The sequence below is a fragment of the Paenibacillus sp. TC-CSREp1 genome, assembly GCF_050171015.1.
Lineage (GTDB): Bacteria > Bacillota > Bacilli > Paenibacillales > Paenibacillaceae > Paenibacillus > Paenibacillus silvae.
Map to the genome: position 1 here is coordinate 186183 of NZ_JBNOKM010000005.1, position 19342 is coordinate 205524.

Annotated in this window: 14 protein-coding genes; all 14 read left to right on the top strand. The window is 47.7% G+C overall.

Annotated elements, in window-relative coordinates; genetic code table 11:
• Nucleotides 1-26: 26 nt before the first annotated feature.
• The 14 genes from ACQSGY_RS09345 (at nucleotide 27) to ACQSGY_RS09410 (ending at nucleotide 19216) form a co-directional block, all read left to right on the top strand.
• Complete coding sequence (locus ACQSGY_RS09345; RefSeq protein WP_427051635.1) at nucleotides 27-494, top strand: DUF5662 family protein; 468 nt, start codon at nucleotides 27-29, stop codon at nucleotides 492-494.
• On the top strand, nucleotides 494-973 hold the full coding sequence (locus tag ACQSGY_RS09350; protein WP_427051636.1) for a DinB family protein: 480 nt from the start codon (nucleotides 494-496) through the stop codon (nucleotides 971-973). Before ACQSGY_RS09345 ends, ACQSGY_RS09350 begins: the two co-directional genes overlap by 1 nt.
• A 111-nt stretch (nucleotides 974-1084) precedes the next feature.
• Nucleotides 1085-2020: an acetamidase/formamidase family protein gene (locus ACQSGY_RS09355; protein WP_427051638.1), complete on the top strand. Its 936-nt coding sequence runs from the start codon at nucleotides 1085-1087 to the stop codon at nucleotides 2018-2020.
• A gap of 951 nt (nucleotides 2021-2971) precedes the next feature.
• Nucleotides 2972-4366: an ABC transporter substrate-binding protein gene (locus tag ACQSGY_RS09360; protein WP_427051639.1), complete on the top strand. Its 1395-nt coding sequence runs from the start codon at nucleotides 2972-2974 to the stop codon at nucleotides 4364-4366.
• 114 nt (nucleotides 4367-4480) lie between these two features.
• A complete protein-coding gene (locus tag ACQSGY_RS09365) occupies nucleotides 4481-5887 on the top strand; it encodes an ABC transporter substrate-binding protein (protein ID WP_427051640.1) in 1407 nt (468 codons plus the stop codon).
• 125 nt (nucleotides 5888-6012) lie between these two features.
• Nucleotides 6013-8925 (top strand): extracellular solute-binding protein, encoded by a 2913-nt coding sequence (locus ACQSGY_RS09370; RefSeq protein ID WP_427051641.1) that lies wholly within the window; start codon nucleotides 6013-6015, stop codon nucleotides 8923-8925.
• Between the two features lie 72 nt (nucleotides 8926-8997).
• Nucleotides 8998-9903 carry a carbohydrate ABC transporter permease gene (locus ACQSGY_RS09375; protein ID WP_111271181.1) on the top strand — a complete coding sequence of 302 codons (906 nt, stop codon included), beginning with the start codon at nucleotides 8998-9000 and terminating at the stop codon, nucleotides 9901-9903.
• A 3-nt stretch (nucleotides 9904-9906) separates the two neighbouring features.
• Nucleotides 9907-10770 (top strand): carbohydrate ABC transporter permease, encoded by an 864-nt coding sequence (locus ACQSGY_RS09380; RefSeq protein WP_145402681.1) that lies wholly within the window; start codon nucleotides 9907-9909, stop codon nucleotides 10768-10770.
• Nucleotides 10771-10787: 17 nt separating this feature from the next.
• Nucleotides 10788-12227 carry a gluconolactonase gene (locus ACQSGY_RS09385; protein ID WP_427051642.1) on the top strand — a complete coding sequence of 480 codons (1440 nt, stop codon included), beginning with the start codon at nucleotides 10788-10790 and terminating at the stop codon, nucleotides 12225-12227.
• Nucleotides 12214-12837, top strand: a complete 624-nt coding sequence (locus ACQSGY_RS09390) for a Yip1 family protein (RefSeq protein ID WP_188593207.1) — start codon at nucleotides 12214-12216, stop codon at nucleotides 12835-12837. Before ACQSGY_RS09385 ends, ACQSGY_RS09390 begins: the two co-directional genes overlap by 14 nt.
• Before the next feature lie 21 nt (nucleotides 12838-12858).
• Complete coding sequence (locus ACQSGY_RS09395) at nucleotides 12859-15513, top strand: DUF5696 domain-containing protein (RefSeq protein WP_427051643.1); 2655 nt, start codon at nucleotides 12859-12861, stop codon at nucleotides 15511-15513.
• Nucleotides 15510-16409, top strand: coding sequence for a carbohydrate ABC transporter permease (locus ACQSGY_RS09400; protein ID WP_427051644.1), 900 nt, complete (start codon nucleotides 15510-15512; stop codon nucleotides 16407-16409). Before ACQSGY_RS09395 ends, ACQSGY_RS09400 begins: the two co-directional genes overlap by 4 nt.
• A 50-nt stretch (nucleotides 16410-16459) precedes the next feature.
• Nucleotides 16460-17473: a carbohydrate ABC transporter permease gene (locus ACQSGY_RS09405; protein ID WP_427051646.1), complete on the top strand. Its 1014-nt coding sequence runs from the start codon at nucleotides 16460-16462 to the stop codon at nucleotides 17471-17473.
• Between the two features lie 180 nt (nucleotides 17474-17653).
• Entirely contained in the window at nucleotides 17654-19216 is a 1563-nt protein-coding gene (locus tag ACQSGY_RS09410; RefSeq protein WP_427051648.1) for a glycoside hydrolase, read from the top strand.
• Nucleotides 19217-19342: the final 126 nt, after the last annotated feature.

Sequence of the window (19342 nt, forward strand, 5' to 3'; positions counted from 1 at the left end):
GGGAAGAAATAGTCGGGTTAGGGGGGATGAAAATGCTATCTGCCTATTGGAAATATTTCTTATATGTAACTGAGCATAAGTTGAATGTTTTCATTGAGTGCTGGCATGAAGGGTTATATGTACAGGGTGTTTTTCATGATTTATCCAAATTTTATCCTCAAGAATTCTTTCCTTATGCAGTCAAGTTTTATGCGAACCAGAAAGATGAAGACATAGAACTTAGATGGAAGAACGCATGGTTGCATCACCAGAATCATAATAAACATCATTGGGAGTATTGGATTGTAAACAGAAATACAAGAGAAGCTCTGCCTATGCCGTCAAAATATATCATAGAAATGGTATGTGACTGGAGATCGTTTTCGAGGAAATGGGGTCGTAGGGTCAAAGATTCCAATCTGGCAGAACGCATGATGAATTCGGAAGATGTTATTTTGCACCCTAAGACTAGAAAATCACTTGAACTGTTGCTTAAGGTGAAGGGGGAAATATAATGACCAAGGAAATGGAACATTTGCTTCAAGCATTTGAAGAATGGACACTCTTTGTCAGAACGTTGACTCATCTTGAAGAAAAGATCTGGAATTCCAGCTTGGAGGAAGGGAAGTGGACGGTAAAATCTATCGTTAGCCATATCATGTTATGGGATCGATATTTTTACAAGGAAGCCATTGAGAAGATTGCGCTGAATCAGCCCGTTACACTGAAACATCTTGACTTTGATCAGTTTAATCGCCAAGCTGTGGAGTACGGTAATCGCACGGGGACATCGGAAATCGTAGATAAAGCGATTACATATCGCCATAAAATCATGAATGACATTCGCGGATTATCGGAGGAACGGCTTCATCAAAAGTATATGGATGCAGAGGGCAACGTGTTTTATATCCCACAGTACCTTAAAGACTTTATATGGCATGATCAGCATCATATGGAACCCTTGAAAAGGTATTTTGCCAGTCTTGAAGTATAAAGAAAGGGACTTAGCAGGCAGGATATTTGTATATGGGATAATATAGCTAATTGAGCTGCGTACATCGAGTCATTACATTTAATTACCCTAATCCAATATGGAGGGATTGTTATGAGTATTCATACGATTGCATTATCTCAAGCCAATCTGATCGGTTCATTCACGAATGAAGTAAAGCCCGTGCTGAACATAAATTCGGGTGACTCTATCCGTTTTCAGACGCTGGACGCGGGCTGGGGAACAGGTGTAAGTTATGCGGAACGTTTGAATCCTTTCCCAAGACAAGGTGAAAAGGATGGAGGTCATGCCTTAATTGGTCCGATCTGCATTGAAGAAGCGAAGCAAGGGAAAACGCTGGAGATTATTTTCAATGAAATTGTGCCCGGCAGTTACGGGTTTACTTCCGCTGGCGGATATCCGAACTGGCAGAACCAGAAGTTGCATCTAACACAGGTAGAAGAAATTTCTCTGAATTGGTCACTTGATCGACATATGATGAGCGGGGCCTGTGAAGTTCAGGGTAGGTCCTATACGGTATCATTAAGTCCATTTCTGGGTGTGGTGGGTATGCCGCCGGAATCAGGAGGAATTTATACGACGTGGCCTCCCCGTTTTTGTGGAGGAAATATAGATTGTAAGGAGCTGGTGCAGGGGAGTAAGCTGTATTTGCCAATTCCCGTAGATGGTGGTTATCTCGCTGTAGGGGATGGTCATGCACGGCAAGGTGACGGGGAAGTCAGTTGTCAGGCAATAGAATGTCCGATGGAGCTTGTAGATATCACAGTAAATGTCATTGACGATATGCCGCTGATGAATCCTCGGGCGCATACGCCAACTGGCTGGATTACTTTCGGATTCCATGAAGATTTAAATGAGGCAACAGTTCAAGCGTTGGATGGCATGTTAAACCTGATGGGTGAGTTATATGGCTTGCAGCGTGTAGAAGCGATTGCACTGGGAAGTGCGGTGGTGGACTTGCGTATTACCCAGATTGTAAATGGTGTAAAGGGTGTACATGCTTTCCTGCCCCATGATGCCTTTAAATAATCGAAAAAAGTGAAGGTTTTATAAACGAAAGAAATGAAGGTTTTAGAATCTGACACTGAGCCGGCCAATGATCGTCAAAGAGGGCTGTAAGGGGGCAAGAGTCAGCAATGGCAGGTTTGCTCAAGGAGAGGAGGGGATCCTAACGATTCCCACAGAGCTTATTTGCCCTGAATCGGGGGTATCACAATTCTAACGATCTCCAGAAAGCTTATTCCATTCAAAATTGTGAAAAATGCGCATAATCAGGATGATTTCAGATGTATAGCGTCTCTGTGGATCGTTAGAATGTTTGAAAGCCCAAATATGCCGAAATAAGGCTTCTCCTGATCGTTAGCGCCGGCAGTAGCAGACTTGCATGGGAGATGGATGAATTTTTCCAATGCCCTCCCTTGGATTAATGAGCACTAAAAGTATGACTGCAATATACGGTGACGTGACGCAATTTGACGGTGTACACAGAGAGGTCAAACCAGAACAAGCGGAGCTAAAAGCTTTCTGAAAGAAAGATCCATCGTAAGCAAAGGCTCAGCCTTTATCACTGGATTTTTCGCTTTGAAAAAGGGAATTCAAAAAAAATCTGGAGATGAACGCTACTCTCCAGGCTTTTCTTTCACCCGGAGTGACTCTATAAAATCTTTAGTTCAACTTACATAGAACCCTATGTTATAAAATTCAATTTTATAGCATAGGGTTCTGTATTTATAAACACATTTAAATGTTTCAATATCATAAAAATGTGAGGAATGAAACCGCAATAATCAAAATATTCTAAATAATAACATAAATAGTATTGACCCAGGGCTTTTCGCGATACTATAATGAAATGGGTTTCATGAAAGCCTTTTCATCAACGCCCGACATCTTGGTAAGCGCTTTCTATTAGAGGTGTGATTGCTGGTTTTCAAGTTCCCGATTCATCTTTATCTAACTTTAAGGGGGAGCGTGCGTAAGATGAAGTTTATGAGACAGAAGCGGTTTACCTTGCTTGTGATGTTCACCTTGCTGGTTACCGTCATCGCTGGCTGCAGCGGCGGAGGGGGTGCGCCAGCCGAGGCTGTGAACAAGCCGCCAGCAGAAGAAAACAAAGAAATGGCTGCCGAGCCTGCTGAAGAGAAGCAGGAGCCAGCCGCAGATCTGAAGGGCAGAGCTGTTCGAATATCCAATTGGTGGGATGCGGCCCCCAAAGGAGACTCGGAGGCAGATGAACGTGCCCGTGAACGAATCAAAAATGTAGAGAAGAAATATAACGTCAAAATCTCTTATCTGAACACAGACTATGGAGCAACGTCGGAGAAAATATCTTCATCTGTCATGGCGAATGAGCCTTTCGCCGAGATTGTGCGTGTGCCTGACGGCAATATCTGGGGGCTGATGCAGGGCGGGTTTCTGACACCGCTGGATGAATATTTGAAGGAGACAAAGATCCAGCCGGATGTCATTGACTCGATGCGGTTTGGCAGCGATAAAGTATATGGCTTGACCGGGTGGTATACCCCGAATGACAGCGGTATGTTTTATAACAAACGCCTGTTCAAAGAAGCTGGCTTGAAGGACCCGCAGCAGCTGATGGAGGAGCAAAACTGGAACTGGGATACGATGCTGGAGGCGGCCAAGAAGCTGACCGTAGACAAAAACGGAGATGGCAAGATGGATCAGTATGGTCTGTCGGGTGCGTATTATGTGCTGCATGAAATGCTCATCGGAAGCAATGGCGGCAAAATGTACGATGAGGCAACGCAGAAGGCAGCGTTTGACTCGCCCGAAGCTTTGGAAGCGCTTAACTTCCTGCACAGCCTGTACAACGATCATAAAGTCATAAAGGCTAACGCAGGCAATGATTGGGAGGACCCGTCCAAATATTTCTCGGAAGGCAATATTGCAATGTACCCCGGCGGATTATGGGAAGTAGAAGGTCGCATTCTTGACAAGTTAAAGGATGACTGGGGTTATGTTTACATGCCTAAAGGCCCCAAGGCTGCTACCTATCTGGATACGGTAAATAGTACAGAGAGTTTTGTAATTCCGAAAGGCGTTAAGGACGCAGACGTTATTGTGAAAATCTGGGAGGAGCTTCAGGACTTTGATAACTGGCAGGAGAATCATCGTCTATGGCTTGAGAACATTTTGCCAGATGAAACCTCCATTGCTAACGCTATGAACGACAACGGGGAGGTTGAACGGGTCTATGGGGCACGTGCCGGGGGATTGGGTGTAAAAGAGGCTCTTGGCAGTGTAACTGAAAAGTTTGTCAAAGGTGAAGTAACACCTTCCACAGGCGTTGCACAGATCATTGGACCTGCACAAGCTGGCATCCAGAAGGTGTTAAAGGGAGAGAAGAGCAAGTAAGGCGTAAGTATGCAGTTGGAAGTCGTCTATGGAGCTTCAAACGGTAACGGTTGGTGTCAACAGTAAAACAGTATGCATAGCAAAGCAGGATCATTTACTTGAGGGAGGCAGCCCATGTTGAAAAAAATGATGATCAGCAAAATCATGTTGTTTGTTTTGTTTGCCACATTAATTACTCTTTTGTCTGCATGCACGAGTACAAGTGAAAAGCCAGCCGAGCCGGTCGCGAAGCCAGCTGAAGTCGAGACGAGCACAACGCCTGCGAAGGAAGAAAAGGTGGAAGAGGAGGAGCCAGCCCCGAACCTGAACGGACGTGTCATTCGAATCTCTCACTGGTGGGATGCGACACCAAAAGGCGATTCGGAATCCGATGAGCTTGCACGGGAACGGATCAAAATGGTGGAAGAAAAGTATAACGTAAAGATCAAATATCTGAATACAGAATACTGGTCTACGTCTGAAAAGCTGTCTTCCTCCGTGTTAGCTAATGAACCTTTTGCGGAGATCGTCCGAATTCCCGACGGATTCATCTGGGGACTTATGCATGGCGGATTTCTGACACCGCTGGACGATTATCTCAAGGACACTCGGGTAGAGAAGGATGTTATTGATTCGATGCGTTTTGGTGGTGACAAAATCTATGGCCTGGAGAGCTGGTATTCACCAAATGACAGCGGCATGTTCTACAACAAACGCATTTTTAAGGAAGCTGGATTGAAGGACCCGCAGCAATTAATGGATGAGGATAACTGGAACTGGAATACGATGCTGGATGCAGCGAAAAAGCTGACCGTAGATAACAATGGTGACGGAAAAATGGATCAATACGGTCTGGCTGGAGCGCATTACGTGCTTTCCGAGATGCTGATCGCGAGTAATGGCGGCAAGTTATACGACGAGCAGACAGGTAAGGTCACGTTTAATTCACCGGAAGCTATGGAAGCGCTTAACTTCCTGCACAGCTTGTACACCGAGCATAAAGTGATCAAAGCAAATGGAGGCAATGACTGGGAGGATCCAGCTAAATATTTCGGGGAAGGTACGATTGCGATGTATCCAGGCGGGCTGTGGGAGATTGAAGGCCGCATCCTCGATAAGCTCAAGGATGAGTGGGGTTATGTGTACATGCCGAAAGGTCCACAAGCCCAGTCCTATCATGAACCTTTTGGTCAGACCGCAGCTTACGTTATTCCTAAAGGCGTGAAGGATGCAGATGTCATCGTAAAAATCTGGGAAGATCTGCAGGACTTTGATAACTGGCAGGATAATCGCAGGCTTTCCCTTGAAAACATTTTGCCGGATGAAACGTCGATTGCCAACGCGATGAATGATGATGGCAAAGTGCAGCGTTTGTTTGGTGGACGTTTTGGTGGGCTGGGCATCAAGGAGCAGCTGGACAGCGTAACAGAGAAGTTTGTTAAAGGTGAGATCACACCTTCGACAGGTGTTGCCCAGGTTATCACAAAAGCACAGGCAGCGGTGAAAAAGGTGTTAAGCGGAGAGCAGGACAAGAAAAAATGATGCAAGGTAGTTAGAGCATAACGGTGCGGCCCCATACTTTTTTCGAGCGGAGTCAGCTGGGAACACCAATCATGCGGGCCGCATCTTATTCCTTTCACGAACGTCAGCAAAAAGGGGGGCATTGGGTGAAGTTCACATTATCCCGAGTGGTGATCGTCGTTGTCGCGTTAATGCTCGTCGTGGTGTATGCGATATCCAGTTCCGGTGCGAGCGGCGATGCCAAGACCGGAAGTCGATCATCAGATCCGAGTCGTATCATGCCGATATCTGAATCTGCTGCTGAGGATAGCTATGATGCCTATCTGAAGCAATTCCAGAACGAGAAGCGGCCTTTGAGGGAGATTGTCATCCATGGAGCTGATTACACAGCTGCCGAAGGCATGAACCCGCAGGTGATCACGGAGCTCGGCGGCGAGTCAGGCAAGTTCATAAGAACAGAGGAAAGTGGTTCGGTGGAGTGGGAAGTGAACGTTCCCGAGTCAGGTATGTATCACATGTCATTACGCTATTACCCGATTCAAGGGAAAAGCTCTGCCATCGAACGTGAATTGTGGATTGATGGGAAGTTACCGTTCAGCAGTGCACGTAACATGAGCTTTCACCGGGTATGGGTCAACGAAAAATTTGAAATCGAACAGGACAATAGAGGCAATGATCTTCGCCCGCGCCAGGTGGAAGCGCCAAAGTGGCAGGAGTCGATCCTGAGAGATAAAGAGGGCTATTATGAAGAGCCGTACCAGTTTTATTTTTCAGCGGGAAAACATTCCATTAAGCTTGTGTCTACACGTGAGCCGGTGGTGATTGATACCCTCAAGCTGCATCATTACGAGGCTCCGCCATCTTATGCAGAGCTCAAGCAGGAGTATGAGGCAAAGGGATACAAGCAAACCATTGGACATTTGATCAAGGTGCAGGGAGAACAGGCTTCATATAAGTCATCGCCGACACTATATCCCGTTACAGATCGCTCCAGTACATCTACAGAGCCGTATGATGTTTCCAAGATCAGAATGAACACGATTGGTGGGAACAACTGGCGGGTGCCAGGACAATGGATTGCATGGGAGATGGATGTACCTGAGGATGGTTTATACAAGATAGCGATCAAGGCCCGACAAGAACTGCTGAGAGGCATATATTCAACTCGCTCACTTCAGATTGATGATAAGGTTCCTTTCCAGGAAATGATGCAGATTCCGTTCTTCTATGATGCCGATTGGCAGATGAATGTGCTGGGCAATGAAGAGGAGCCGTACTTGTTTTATTTGACGAAGGGAAAACATGAACTGCAGCTTGAGGTGAGTCTGGGTGCGATCGCACCGCTGATTCGTCAGGTTGAAGCCAGTGTGCTCGAGATCAATGCGATGTATCGAAAAATTCTGATGATCACGGGCAATGTGCCAGACCCGTATCGTGATTATCAATTGGATAAACAGATTCCCGATATGGTGGATGTGTTTCGCAAACAGAGTGACATTCTGAACGCAGTCTCTGAAGAGTTAATTCGTTTGACAGGGGAGAAAAGCGACAAAACAGCGATTTTGAATAAAACCGCCTATCAGCTGGCTGATCTGGCGAATAAACCGGAAACCGTTCAGAAACGGCTGTCCCAGTTCAAAATCAACGTCGGAAGTGTTGGCTCCTGGCTTCTGGAAGTACGTGAACAGCCGCTCGAAATTGACTATCTACTGCTTGCCTCACCTGATGAGAAGCTTCCAAAAGCGAATGATTCGGTGTTCAGCAAGGCGGGACATGAGGTGTCGTCGTTCTTCCATTCTTTCTTCGAAGATTATGACACGATTGGCAGCACAGCGGATGAAGATAAGTCCGTCACCGTCTGGATTGGTACAGGCCGCGACCAGGCGCAGGTGCTGAAGGCAATGATTGATGATACCTTTACACCGCTGACAGGCATTAGCGTTAATCTCAAGCTGGTTAATGCAGACGTGCTGCTTCGTGCCTCGCTGGCAGGCGAAGGCCCGGATGTAGCGATGCAGGTTGGCAACGATGTGCCGGTCAACTTCGGAATGCGGCATGCAGCTGAGGATTTGTCTACATATCCTGGCTATCACGAGTTAATCAAACAGTTCAGGGATAGTGCGATGGTTCCGTATAAGTTTGAGGATCAGGTATTTGCGCTGCCGGAGCAGCAGATCTTCAACATGTTATTTTATCGGAAGGATATACTGGAGCAGCTTGATCTGGAGCCGCCGCAGACGTGGGACGACGTGTATGCCATGATCCCGGTGCTGCAAAAACACAACATGGAGATGGCGCTGCCTTTGGCACAGACAACTGGCGTACCCGTCTTGGAAGTCAATCGGGCGTATGCCATGCTGCTGTATCAGATGGGCGGTTCCTTCTATCTAGATAATGGTGCCAGAAGCGGTATGGATACGGAGACGGGACTGGAGGCGTTCAAGGAGTGGACGGATTTCTACACCAGCTACAAGCTGCCGCTGACCTTTGATTTTCCGATGCGCTTCAGAACAGGGGAAATGCCGGTCGGCATCATGGACTATACCTTCTATAACTATTTGTCTGTATCTGCTCCAGAGATTAAAGGGCTGTGGGAATTTATCCCGGTTCCCGGTCTCAAGCAACAGGATGGAAGCATCAAACGTGATGTTGCAAGCGGCGGAACCGCGACCGTTATGCTCAAGCAGTCAAAGCATAAGGATGCAGCATGGGAATTCATGAAATGGTGGGTCAGCAAGGATGCCCAGGTTCGCTTCGGACGGGAAATGGAAGGTCTGATGGGTGCTGCTGCGCGGTATCCAACGGCGAACATTGAAGCATTACAAGAGCTGCCTTGGCCGATTCGTGATTATCGCAGTCTGGAAGAACAGTGGGAGTGGGTACAAGGCGTACCTGAGGTTCCCGGAGGTTACTTCACAGGCCGTCATCTGGATAACGCACTGCGTGAGGTCGTCAATAACGGTACCAACTCAACCGATGCTTTATACGATTATGTGCAGGAAATTAACTACGAAATTCAGCAGAAACGAAAAGAGTTTAAATTGGACGGAATGCGCTAGGGAGGGACTCTTTTGCAAAAGGCAAACCTTGTGACCAAAGCCGGTTCTCAGCCCAAGCGCACGCCTGCAGGCATGCCGGGGAGATGGGAACTCTTTGTCAGAGATATGAAGCGGGATAAACATCTGTACGTCCTTTTATCCCCATATATGCTGTTATTTTTGCTATTCACCGTGTTTCCAGTCATCATCTCGATCTTTTTCAGTTTTACCAACTTTAACATGCTGGAGTTTCCGCAATGGGTCGGCTGGGAGAATTATTCCAAGCTGCTCTGGAATGATGATGTGTTCTTGATTGGTCTCAAAAATACAATTATTTTCTCGGTCGTTACCGGCCCGATCAGCTACATCGCCTGCTTTGTCTTTGCGTGGCTCATCAATGAGCTGAATCCGAAGGTAAGAGCGTTTATGACCCTGATCTTTTTTGCTCCTTCAATCTCGGGCAACGTGTTTTTTATTTGGCAGATTATTTTCTCCGGGGATTCCTACGGCATTATGAACGGTTTTCTGATGAAAACAGGCATTCTTTATGAGCCGATCCTGTGGCTTCAGGACCCGAAATATATGCTTGCCATCATTATGCTTGTACAGCTGTGGCTCAGTCTGGGCACGAGCTTCCTGGCATTTATCGCCGGTCTGCAGACGGTGGATCGTACGCTGTATGAAGCAGGAGCGATTGACGGGGTTCAGAATCGCTGGCAGGAGCTGTGGTATATTACGCTGCCTTCGATGCGCCCTCAGCTGATGTTTGGTGCCGTTATTCAGATTACGGCTTCGCTGGCGGTTGCGGAAGTGGCGACTGCACTGGCAGGTTTCCCGAGTGTGCAGTATGGGGCACATACGATTGTTACACACTTGATGGATTACGGAACGATCCGCTTCGAGATGGGTTATGCGTCGGCCATTGCAACGGTGCTGTTCGGTCTGATGCTGGGCTCCAACCTGCTTGTTCAAAAGCTTCTGAAGAGAGTGGGGGAATAGCAGATGAAGATAGCCCTGCGTATGAAACGAAAAATCAACCGATCCTGGCAGGTCGATGTTCTGCTGTTTCTGCTGCTTGGCGGATTCGGTGCATTTATGGCGGTTCCGCTCATCTATGTCATCAACAATGCCTTTAAACCGCTGGATGAGCTGTTCATCTTTCCGCCAACCCTGTTTGTTCGGAACCCGACATTTGAAAATTTCTCTGATCTGTTTCAGGTAATGAAAAATTCATGGGTTCCCTTCTCAAGATACATTTTTAACACGGTGTTCATTACAGCGGCAGGTACGTTTGGTCATATTATTCTGGCCTCGGCGGCGGCTTATCCGCTGGCAAAACACAAGTTTCGCGGCCATAAAGTATTGTTCACCGTTATTGTGCTGTCGCTGATGTTCTCGCCGCATGTAACAGCCATCCCGAATTATATGATCATGTCAACACTCGGCTGGCTCGACTCATATCAAGCGATCATTATCCCGGCCTTTGCTTATCCGCTCGGCCTGTATCTGATGAAGCAGTTTATGGAGCAGATTCCCGATGCGCTGCTGGAGGCGGCAAAAATGGATGGCGCGAGCGAATACCGGATTTTCTTACAGGTGGTAATGCCGCTTGTCAAACCGGCCTGGCTGACGCTGCTCATTCTGATGATGCAGATGTTGTGGGGAACGGACGGCGGAAGCTTCATCTACAGTGAGCAGCTCAAAACGATGCATTATGCCATGGGACAGATTGTGCAGGGCGGAATTGCCCGTGCAGGGGTAGGGGCTGCTGTAGCTGTCATCATGATGACGGTGCCGATCGTCACGTTTGTATTGTCGCAGAGCAATGTCATTCAAACGATGGCATCATCCGGCATGAAGGATTAAGGGAGGGGATGTTAGAGATGAGAGTGAAATCATGGCTGATCGTTCTGGCAGCTTCCCTGCTGATTGCCGGACTCGGACATAACCAGGCTCATGCGGCACCGTATGAGGGATATACCTACAACTACTGGGGAGATGCGGTAAAATCACCGATTGCGTTTCTCCCTTCCAGAGTCATTACAGGGGATGAGGCTGGAACAGGAACGTGGCAATCTCCACTGGATTTATATGCTGCGAAGAATGGTCTGCTCTACGTTCTGGATTCAGGGAATGCACGAATTGTTGTGTTAAATGAGAAATGGGAAACGGTTCGTGTCATACAAGACTTTAAACATGACGGCAAACAGGACCGCTTTCTGAATCCAGAGGGGCTTTTCGTTACGGAGGCGGGACAGATCTACGTAGCAGATACCGAAAATAAACGAATTGTGGAGCTGAATCAGGACGGTTCATTTGTGCGTGCCATTGGTGCGCCGGAATCAGATGTGCTGAGTGATACGTTTGAATATTTTCCGCGAAAAGTCATTGTGGACAAAGCAGGGCGCATCTATGTGGTTGGCCGGGGTGTCTATGAAGGCTTGATCGAGTTTGATAGTGATGGACGTTTTACCGGCTTCATGGGCACGAACCGTGTGCAGTTTGACCCGGTTGATCTGTTCTGGAAAACGGTGTCCACCAAGGAGCAGCGGGAGAAAATGATTCGCTTTATTCCGCTTGAATTCAACAACGCCGATGTGGATGATGGTGGTTTTATTTACACAACAACAGCGGACAAAAATACGCTATCTGCAGTCAAAAGGCTGAATCCATCAGGTATCGACGTGCTCCGGGTTAACGGTGAATTTGCACCTGTCGGGGACTTGAGCATAAACCGCTCCTCCTTCATTGATATCAAGGTGTCCAGTCATGGAGTTTACCGTGCACTGGATTCCACGCGAGGGCGTGTATTCACGTATAACGAAGACGGCAATTTACTGTATGTCATTGGTCAACTGGGCAATCAGGTGGGCACGTTCAAAAATCCGGTGGCGGTTGAAAGCTACGGTGATGCCATCTATGTGCTGGATCGTGACCTGGGCCGGATCACCGAATTTAAAGCTACAACGTTCGGGAGCCTGGTGAATGAAGCCAATCGATTATACAGTTCGGGAAAACATTCAGAAGCCGCCAAGCTGTGGGAAGAAATATTGCGTCTGGATGCCAATTATGAGATGGCCTATGTCGGGATCGGCAAGTCGATGCTGCGGGAAGGAAAATATAAGGAAGCGATGACGTATCTGAAGCTTGGCAACGATCGTGAATATTATTCCAAGGCACTCGCGAAGTATCGCAGAGAATATATGCGAGAGTATTTCGGCATGTACATGACCATAACAATCGGGCTGCTGATCGGAGTCATTGCATGGCGCCGCATCGCCAGAGCAAGAAATGAGAGGAGGATCGGAGATGTCGCTAATTAAGGAACTCAAATATTCTCTGCATGTAGCTGTACGCCCTTTTGACGGATACTGGGATTTGAAATATGAAAATAAAGGCAGGCTGCGTGTGGCGCTCCTGGTACTGCTTGCAGTGACGGTAACGATGATTGTAAAACGCCAGTACGCAGGGTATGTCGTGAATGACAATTATCCGCTGTCGCTAAACAGCATCAACGAGTTCAAGTATATCGTGCTCCCTTTTTTGCTCTGGTGTATCTCCAATTGGTCGCTGACCACGCTGATGGATGGGGAGGGCAAGTTCAAGGATATTATGATTGCGACCGGGTATGCGATGCTTCCACTGGTCCTGGTCAACATTCCGAATATATTGCTGAGCAATGTCATTACACTGCGTGAATCCTCCTTTTATTATTTGCTGGATTCGTTCGCTATGCTCTGGTTTATATGGCTGCTGTTTATCGGAACGAAGACGGTGCATCAATACTCGGTCATGAAAACGATCACCACCATGCTGCTCACACTCGTTGTGATGGGTGTTGTTATATTTCTGGGCCTGCTTTTCTTCAGCTTGATCCAGCAGATCATCAGTTTTGGCTACACCCTCTATCAAGAGATCACGCTGCGCGAATAGGAGAGGAAGGAGGTACCGGAGATGAAAAGAAAACGTACCGCTATAGTTGCGGTCATACTCATGAGCAGTCTGTTAATTACACAAAGTGTGAATTATGCGGAGGGCGAAACACCGGCGGTTACAGAGCAGCAAACGGCGGATACGCAGGATGCTGGCGTTGGAGCAGTTCAAACCGATCGCGCAGGCAAGGATAATTCACAGGAGGGCTCCTCTGATGTAACTGTGACCTCAGACGCTGCAAAGACTCCAGCGGCAAAGGCTGCGAACAAATCTGCTCAAGCCGAGATGCCTGTCCCTGATGGTATGGAAGCTGTCGCGGAGAACAATGAGCTGATCCTGTATTTGCAGCCGGAGACGACCGAGATTGCTGTAAAGGATAAGCAGAACGGTGTGATATGGTTTTCCAATCCGCAGGATCGGGAGCAGGATGCCATTGCCACGGGGTATAACAAGTCTCAGCTGAATGTGCAGTTTGAGCTGACGTATTACGATAATGCGGGCAATGCGCTGAAATACGATAATTTTACACATAGTGTACAGAGTGGTCAGTTCGAGATTGAAAAAGTAGAGCATGGACTCAACATCGTATACACGCTGGGCGAAGTCAAAAGTGATATCGAAGCGATCCCCAAATATATTAGCGAGGAACGCTTTAACACATTGATTCTCGCGAAGCTGGAGGAGAAGGACCAGAAGGAGATCGAGAAGCGCTTTCGTCATGATGAGCAGAACAAACGTTATGAGAGACGGGACTCCTCTCTGAAGGGCGTGGGCTTGTCAAAGGTCACCCGTATTTTTGAATCCATCGGCTATGATGAAGCTCAGATTGCCATCGACAAAGCAGCTTACGGAGAGGAAGAAAGCGGGGGCGCCAATGTGGTTGTACCCGTTCACTATCGACTCGAAGATGGACGCTTGAGGGTATCGATACCCGAGAATGGCATTGAATATCCGGAAGCGATGAAAATTCAATCCTTGTCCCTGCTGCCGTTCTTCGGAGCAAGCGGGCCTAAGGAAGAAGGCTACAGTCTGGTGCCTGACGGGTCGGGTTCCCTGATTTATTTTAACAACAAAAAGACGTATGCTTCACCTTACAGTACAGCGCTGTACGGCAGTGATCATGCGATCAACCAGCTTACACAGATTCAGAAGGAGCAGAAAGCAAGAATGCCCGTGTTTGGTATGAGTTACGGAGACAAGGGATACCTTGCTGTCATTGATAAAGGGGATGCTGTTGCCTCCGTTGAGGCAGATATCAGCGGCAGGTTGAATCAGTACAACACCGTGCATTCCAGCTTTGCGCTAAGCAGTATGGAGGAGGTCACGCTTACGAATGGCTGGCGTTCCAGCACAGTCAAGCGGTTTCAGGCAGAGCCTTTTCATAACGAGATGGCTGTTGTCTACGAATTCCTGAATGCGGACGATGCGAGTTATTCGGGCATGGCTTCCAGGTATCGGGATTATCTGATTGGGCAAAAGCAGCTCACGCGCCTGGCGGATGATACCACACTTCCTTTTTATGTGGAACTGATCGGTGGCATTCCGAAGAAAAAGTTTTTCCTTGGTATCCCGTACAATGCCTATGAGCCGCTGACCACGTTTGAAGAAGCGCAGGATATCGTAAAGGAGATGCAGGACCTGGGAGTAAAGGATATCCAGCTGCAATACTCGGGATGGTTCAACGGAGGGGTTCATCACGATCTGCCGAAGTCCATCCAGGTTGATAAGAAGCTCGGAGGGATAAAGGGCTTGCAAAGCCTTCAGGCATATATGCAAGAAAATGGCTTCGGGTTGTACCCGGATGTATCTTTTCTGGAGGTGTTTCCGGAGGCTGATGCATTCAGGAAATCGTACGCGTCCCGTCAGATTACGGGCAAACTTGCGCAAATATTCCCGTATCGCATGTCTACGTTTACGCGGGACGAAGAGGCATCTCCGGGGTATGTTCTCAGTCCCGAGGCTGTACCTGGCATTGTAAACGGATTTATGCAGGACTATGCACCGCTCGGACTCAAGGGCATTTCGCTGCGCGATCTGGGTGATCAGCTTCATTCCGATTACAACCGGGCTAAGGTGATCAATCGTGAGCAAGCCAAGCAGGTTGTGGTAGAGCAGCTTGAGCAAGTGAAGGCTTCCTCGGATGCATCTCTGCTACTGGAAGGTGGCAATGTGTACGCCAGTCCTTATGCCAGACATATTGTAGACGCCCCGATGAGCAGCAGTGGATTTAACATCACGGACGAGACGGTTCCTTTTTTCCAGCTGGTCTATCACGGCTACATTCAATACACAGGTACAGCATGGAATATGGCTGAGGATCAGGATTCTCTCAAGCAGATGCTGCGAGCGATTGAAACGGGCTCAGCGCCGTACTATACGTGGTTCCACGCTGATCCGTCCGCGATCAAGCTGACGGGCTTCGACGAGTTATATTCAGCCGATTATCGGCGCTGGATTCAGGAATCGGCCGAACGGTATGCTGAGCTGAACGAGGTGCTGCATGACGTGCAGAATCAAATCATTGTCAAACATGAAAAGCTGAGCGAAGGTGTCTATCAGACGACGTATGAAAAAGGAAAAACAGTCATTGTGAATTACAACGATGCTGCTGTGAATGTGAACGGTGTAAATGTGGCAGCGAAGAGCTATCAGGTAGGAGGTGACACGCCGGAATGAAATTCAAAAAATTATCCTTGGAGCAAAAAAACAGATATTACGGTCTGTACTTCATCCTGCCCTGGTTCCTCGGGTTCCTCTTTCTGTTCATGGTGCCGTTGATCTCGTCGTTCCGTTACAGTCTGAGCAATCTGCAGGTGTCTAACGAAGGTTTTAGTCTGGAATTTATTGGTCTGGCCAATTTCCGCGAGGCTTTATTCTCACACGAATCCTATGTGCGCATGTTGACGGAATCGGTAATCAATATTGTGGTGAATACACCGTTAATCATCATATTCAGTCTGTTCTTTGCCGTTATTCTGAATCAGAAGTTCCGTGGAAGGGTGCTGGCGAGAGCAATATTTTTTCTGCCGGTTATTCTGGCTTCAGGCATTATTGCGAGCATCGAAAACGGCGACCTGATGCAATCCGTTGTCCGTAATGCAAACGATATGACGGGCGGCGGTTTATCTGTTATGAAAAATCTGGATCTGACCATTATGCTGCTTGAGTCTGGCATGAGTCCGATCCTGGTTGAATATTTGACAGGTGCAGTAAGCCGGATTTACGAAATTGTCAGCCAGTCCGGTGTGCAGATTCTGATTTTCCTTGCTGGCTTGCAATCCATCTCTCCATCTCTATATGAAGCTGCCAAAATTGAAGGATCAACGGGATACGAAGCCTTCTGGAAAATCACATTTCCAATGCTCAGCCCTCTGATTCTGACGAATCTGGTCTATACCATTGTGGACAGCTTCATCCGTGATCAGACGAGCCGGCTGGTGGTGGATACGGCCTTCAAAAGCTTTAATTTTGGACTCAGTGCGGCGATGTCCTGGATCTATTTTGCCGTCATTGCACTGATTCTGTGGGTAACCACTGCGATTGTGTCCCGCAAGGTTTTTTATCAAAATTAGCTAAATAATTTGAACTCATCTTTTACCCAAAACGGAGAGGGAGGCCTGACATGAAGACAGAAACCGCAGCAGGACAGCCGTCTGTGAAAAGGGAATGGCTGCAGCGCCTGGGTTCCACGGCCTACTGGTTTGAAGGGATCAAGAAGTGGGCATGGATTCTGGTCCGGTTTGTGCTGATTTTTGGCATATCATTTGTAATTCTTTATCCCATTTTATTGAAAATATCGATATCCTTCAAAAGCATGTCCGATCTGTATGACCCCACGGTGATCTGGATTCCGCGAACCTTTACGTTAGAGAACTTCAAGCTGGTCTTCACAGCGATGAATTACCCTGGCGTGCTGATGAATACCCTGTGGCTATCGTCAGCGGTGATGCTGCTGCAGACGATAACCTGTGTGCTGGCAGGCTACGGGTTTGCACGAATCAGGTTCAAAGGCAGCGGTTTGCTGTTTGCTGCAGTCATCTTTACCATCCTGGTGCCCACGCAGACAATTATGATCCCGCTGTATCTGAATTTCAAAAACTTTGATGTGATGGGGCTGATTGAGCTGTTTCGCGGTAGCCCTGCCAATCTGATCAACACGTACTGGCCGTTTCTGATCTCGGCAGCCCTTGGTATGGGGGTCAAGACAGGCTTATACGTGTACATTTTCCGCCAGTTTTTCAGAGGTATTCCGCGTGAAATCGAAGAGGCAGCGTATGTGGATGGAGCGGGGTATTTCAGAACATTCGGGCGAATTATTCTGCCAAACGCGATACCTTCTATGGTTACCGTCATGCTGTTTTCGTTTGTATGGCAATGGAATGATTCATTTTTCACCAATATGTATCTGAACGAACCTAAGGTGATGTCGTCAATGATGTCATCATCCGGGTTCACGATTGCAACCTATTTGACGGGTGGCGGTCAGGCTGCTGCCTCGTATACGCAAGATCCGTTTTTCATGTCAATGATGATGAACACCAGTGTGCTGATGGCAATTTTGCCACTTATTATTATTTATCTGTTCGTTCAGCGTCATTTCGTAGAGAGTGTGGAGCGTTCCGGTCTTGTAGGATAACGTTGATCCGGAGCTGTGATACAGGAGATACGAAACTGAAGCTGAAGAGGCTGGAAAGCACGAGCATGATGATGGAAAGATTGCAGGCCATTCGGGGCGACCTGTCTAAACAGACGGTCTCCTGAAAGGTACTGCTGGCATTGAATGTTGGCTGCTTAGGTCAGGAAGAGGGGAAGAAAAATGCAAAGTAATACGCGACGAGAAACACAAGTGAAACCGGATAAGAGAATTACGATCGACGGAGGAATCCGTTATCAGCGTATAGACAACTTCGGGGCTTCGGACGCATGGTCGATGGAACCACTCGGAAGGTATTGGAATGAAGAGAACAAAGCTCGGGTAGCTGATCTTTTGTTTTCCAGAGAAAAGGGAATCGGATTATCCGCGTGGCGTTTCAACATTGGTGCAGGCTCGGCAGAAACGGATCAGAATCGCATTCCTGACCCGTGGAGACGAGCGGAAGCTTTCAAAATGGCGGAGGAAGGGGAATATGACTGGAGCAAGCAGTCAGGTCAGCAATGGTTTCTGAAGGCAGCTTATGATCGGGGTGTAGAGACACTTATCGCCTTTGTAAACAGCCCTCCGGTATGGATGACCAGGAATGGTCATGCTCAGCCTGATCCTGAAGTCGGTTCCACTAACCTGAGAACAGGGTATGAAGGCAAATTTGCAGCCTATCTTATGGATGTATTGGCACATTTCAAGCAAAAAGGGCTCGCTTTTAATTACATCAGTCCGATCAACGAGCCAACCTGGGACTGGAACCAGGCTTGGCAGGAGGGCAATCGCTACAATAACGATGATCTGAAACAAGTCATTCTTGAGTTATATCGTCAGCTGCGGCAGAGCGACCTGCACACGCGAATCAGCGCACCCGACGGTGTGGAGATTACTTCACTGCTGGACGATGAATATTATCGTCAGTTTGCGGGCAGCGGAACCTATTCCAGTGGTGCAAACCAGCTGGGGACAGGCAAATACCGGGAGTACATAAAAGACCTGATTGGCGATCCTCAGATGAAAGAAGCCATTGGCAACAAAATCGCGTCCCATTCCTACTGGTCCGACTACAGTAATCCGGGAGATGATCGACTGGTGAGGCTCAGGCAGCTGCTACACAACAACCTCATCCATTACGATCAAGACAGCAAGTATTGGGTTACGGAATATTGCATTTTGGGGGATTATGGCCCTGGACGTGATTTAGGCATTGAGCCAGCGCTGCATGTCGCAAGAACGATTCATTTTGATCTGGTTGAAGCACATGCTGCAGCCTGGCAGTGGTGGACGGCTGTCTCCAAGGTGGATTATAAGGATGGATTGATCTATACGGATTATCAGGAAGCTGGAGACGAGCAGAACATTCTGCCCTCGAAAATGCTGTGGGTACTCGGCAATTACAGCCGATTCATCCGTCCCGGAGCAAAGCGAGTCGAACTCAACGGATTAGGAGAGGAAGCTGACAGCGGCCTGCTCGGTTCTGCCTACATTCATGAGGCTGAGCAGACGTTAACGGCTGTTTTCGTAAACCATGGCGAACACGATAAGTGCATTCAAGTGAATCTTCGGGAACTGGGCTTGAATGGTCCAATTACCACAATGGAGTCTTACGTAACCAGTGCTGAACTTGATTTAGCTTCTCAAGAGACGGTTACAGCCGAGACAGGAGAGCAGTCATTTATCCTGACCATTCCGGGGAAATCTGTTGTGACCTTTACTGGTGGTGTTAAAGAAAAGAATTAAAAAAGTAAATAGTCAGGGTTCAACTCGATATCGCCCATGATATAATGGAACTTGATACATGCAGAAATATGTTATTAAGCTAAATTCTGTCATGGGCTTTTCTAATACCTATAAGTAAATAGAAAG

Coding starts and splice junctions, on each gene's coding strand:
- ACQSGY_RS09345 (WP_427051635.1), top strand. CDS start 27: ATGAAAATGCTATCTGCCTATTGGAAATATTTCTTATATGTAACTGAG.
- ACQSGY_RS09350 (WP_427051636.1), top strand. CDS start 494: ATGACCAAGGAAATGGAACATTTGCTTCAAGCATTTGAAGAATGGACA.
- ACQSGY_RS09355 (WP_427051638.1), top strand. CDS start 1,085: ATGAGTATTCATACGATTGCATTATCTCAAGCCAATCTGATCGGTTCA.
- ACQSGY_RS09360 (WP_427051639.1), top strand. CDS start 2,972: ATGAAGTTTATGAGACAGAAGCGGTTTACCTTGCTTGTGATGTTCACC.
- ACQSGY_RS09365 (WP_427051640.1), top strand. CDS start 4,481: ATGTTGAAAAAAATGATGATCAGCAAAATCATGTTGTTTGTTTTGTTT.
- ACQSGY_RS09375 (WP_111271181.1), top strand. CDS start 8,998: ATGCCGGGGAGATGGGAACTCTTTGTCAGAGATATGAAGCGGGATAAA.
- ACQSGY_RS09380 (WP_145402681.1), top strand. CDS start 9,907: ATGAAGATAGCCCTGCGTATGAAACGAAAAATCAACCGATCCTGGCAG.
- ACQSGY_RS09385 (WP_427051642.1), top strand. CDS start 10,788: ATGAGAGTGAAATCATGGCTGATCGTTCTGGCAGCTTCCCTGCTGATT.
- ACQSGY_RS09390 (WP_188593207.1), top strand. CDS start 12,214: ATGTCGCTAATTAAGGAACTCAAATATTCTCTGCATGTAGCTGTACGC.
- ACQSGY_RS09395 (WP_427051643.1), top strand. CDS start 12,859: ATGAAAAGAAAACGTACCGCTATAGTTGCGGTCATACTCATGAGCAGT.
- ACQSGY_RS09400 (WP_427051644.1), top strand. CDS start 15,510: ATGAAATTCAAAAAATTATCCTTGGAGCAAAAAAACAGATATTACGGT.
- ACQSGY_RS09405 (WP_427051646.1), top strand. CDS start 16,460: ATGAAGACAGAAACCGCAGCAGGACAGCCGTCTGTGAAAAGGGAATGG.
- ACQSGY_RS09410 (WP_427051648.1), top strand. CDS start 17,654: ATGCAAAGTAATACGCGACGAGAAACACAAGTGAAACCGGATAAGAGA.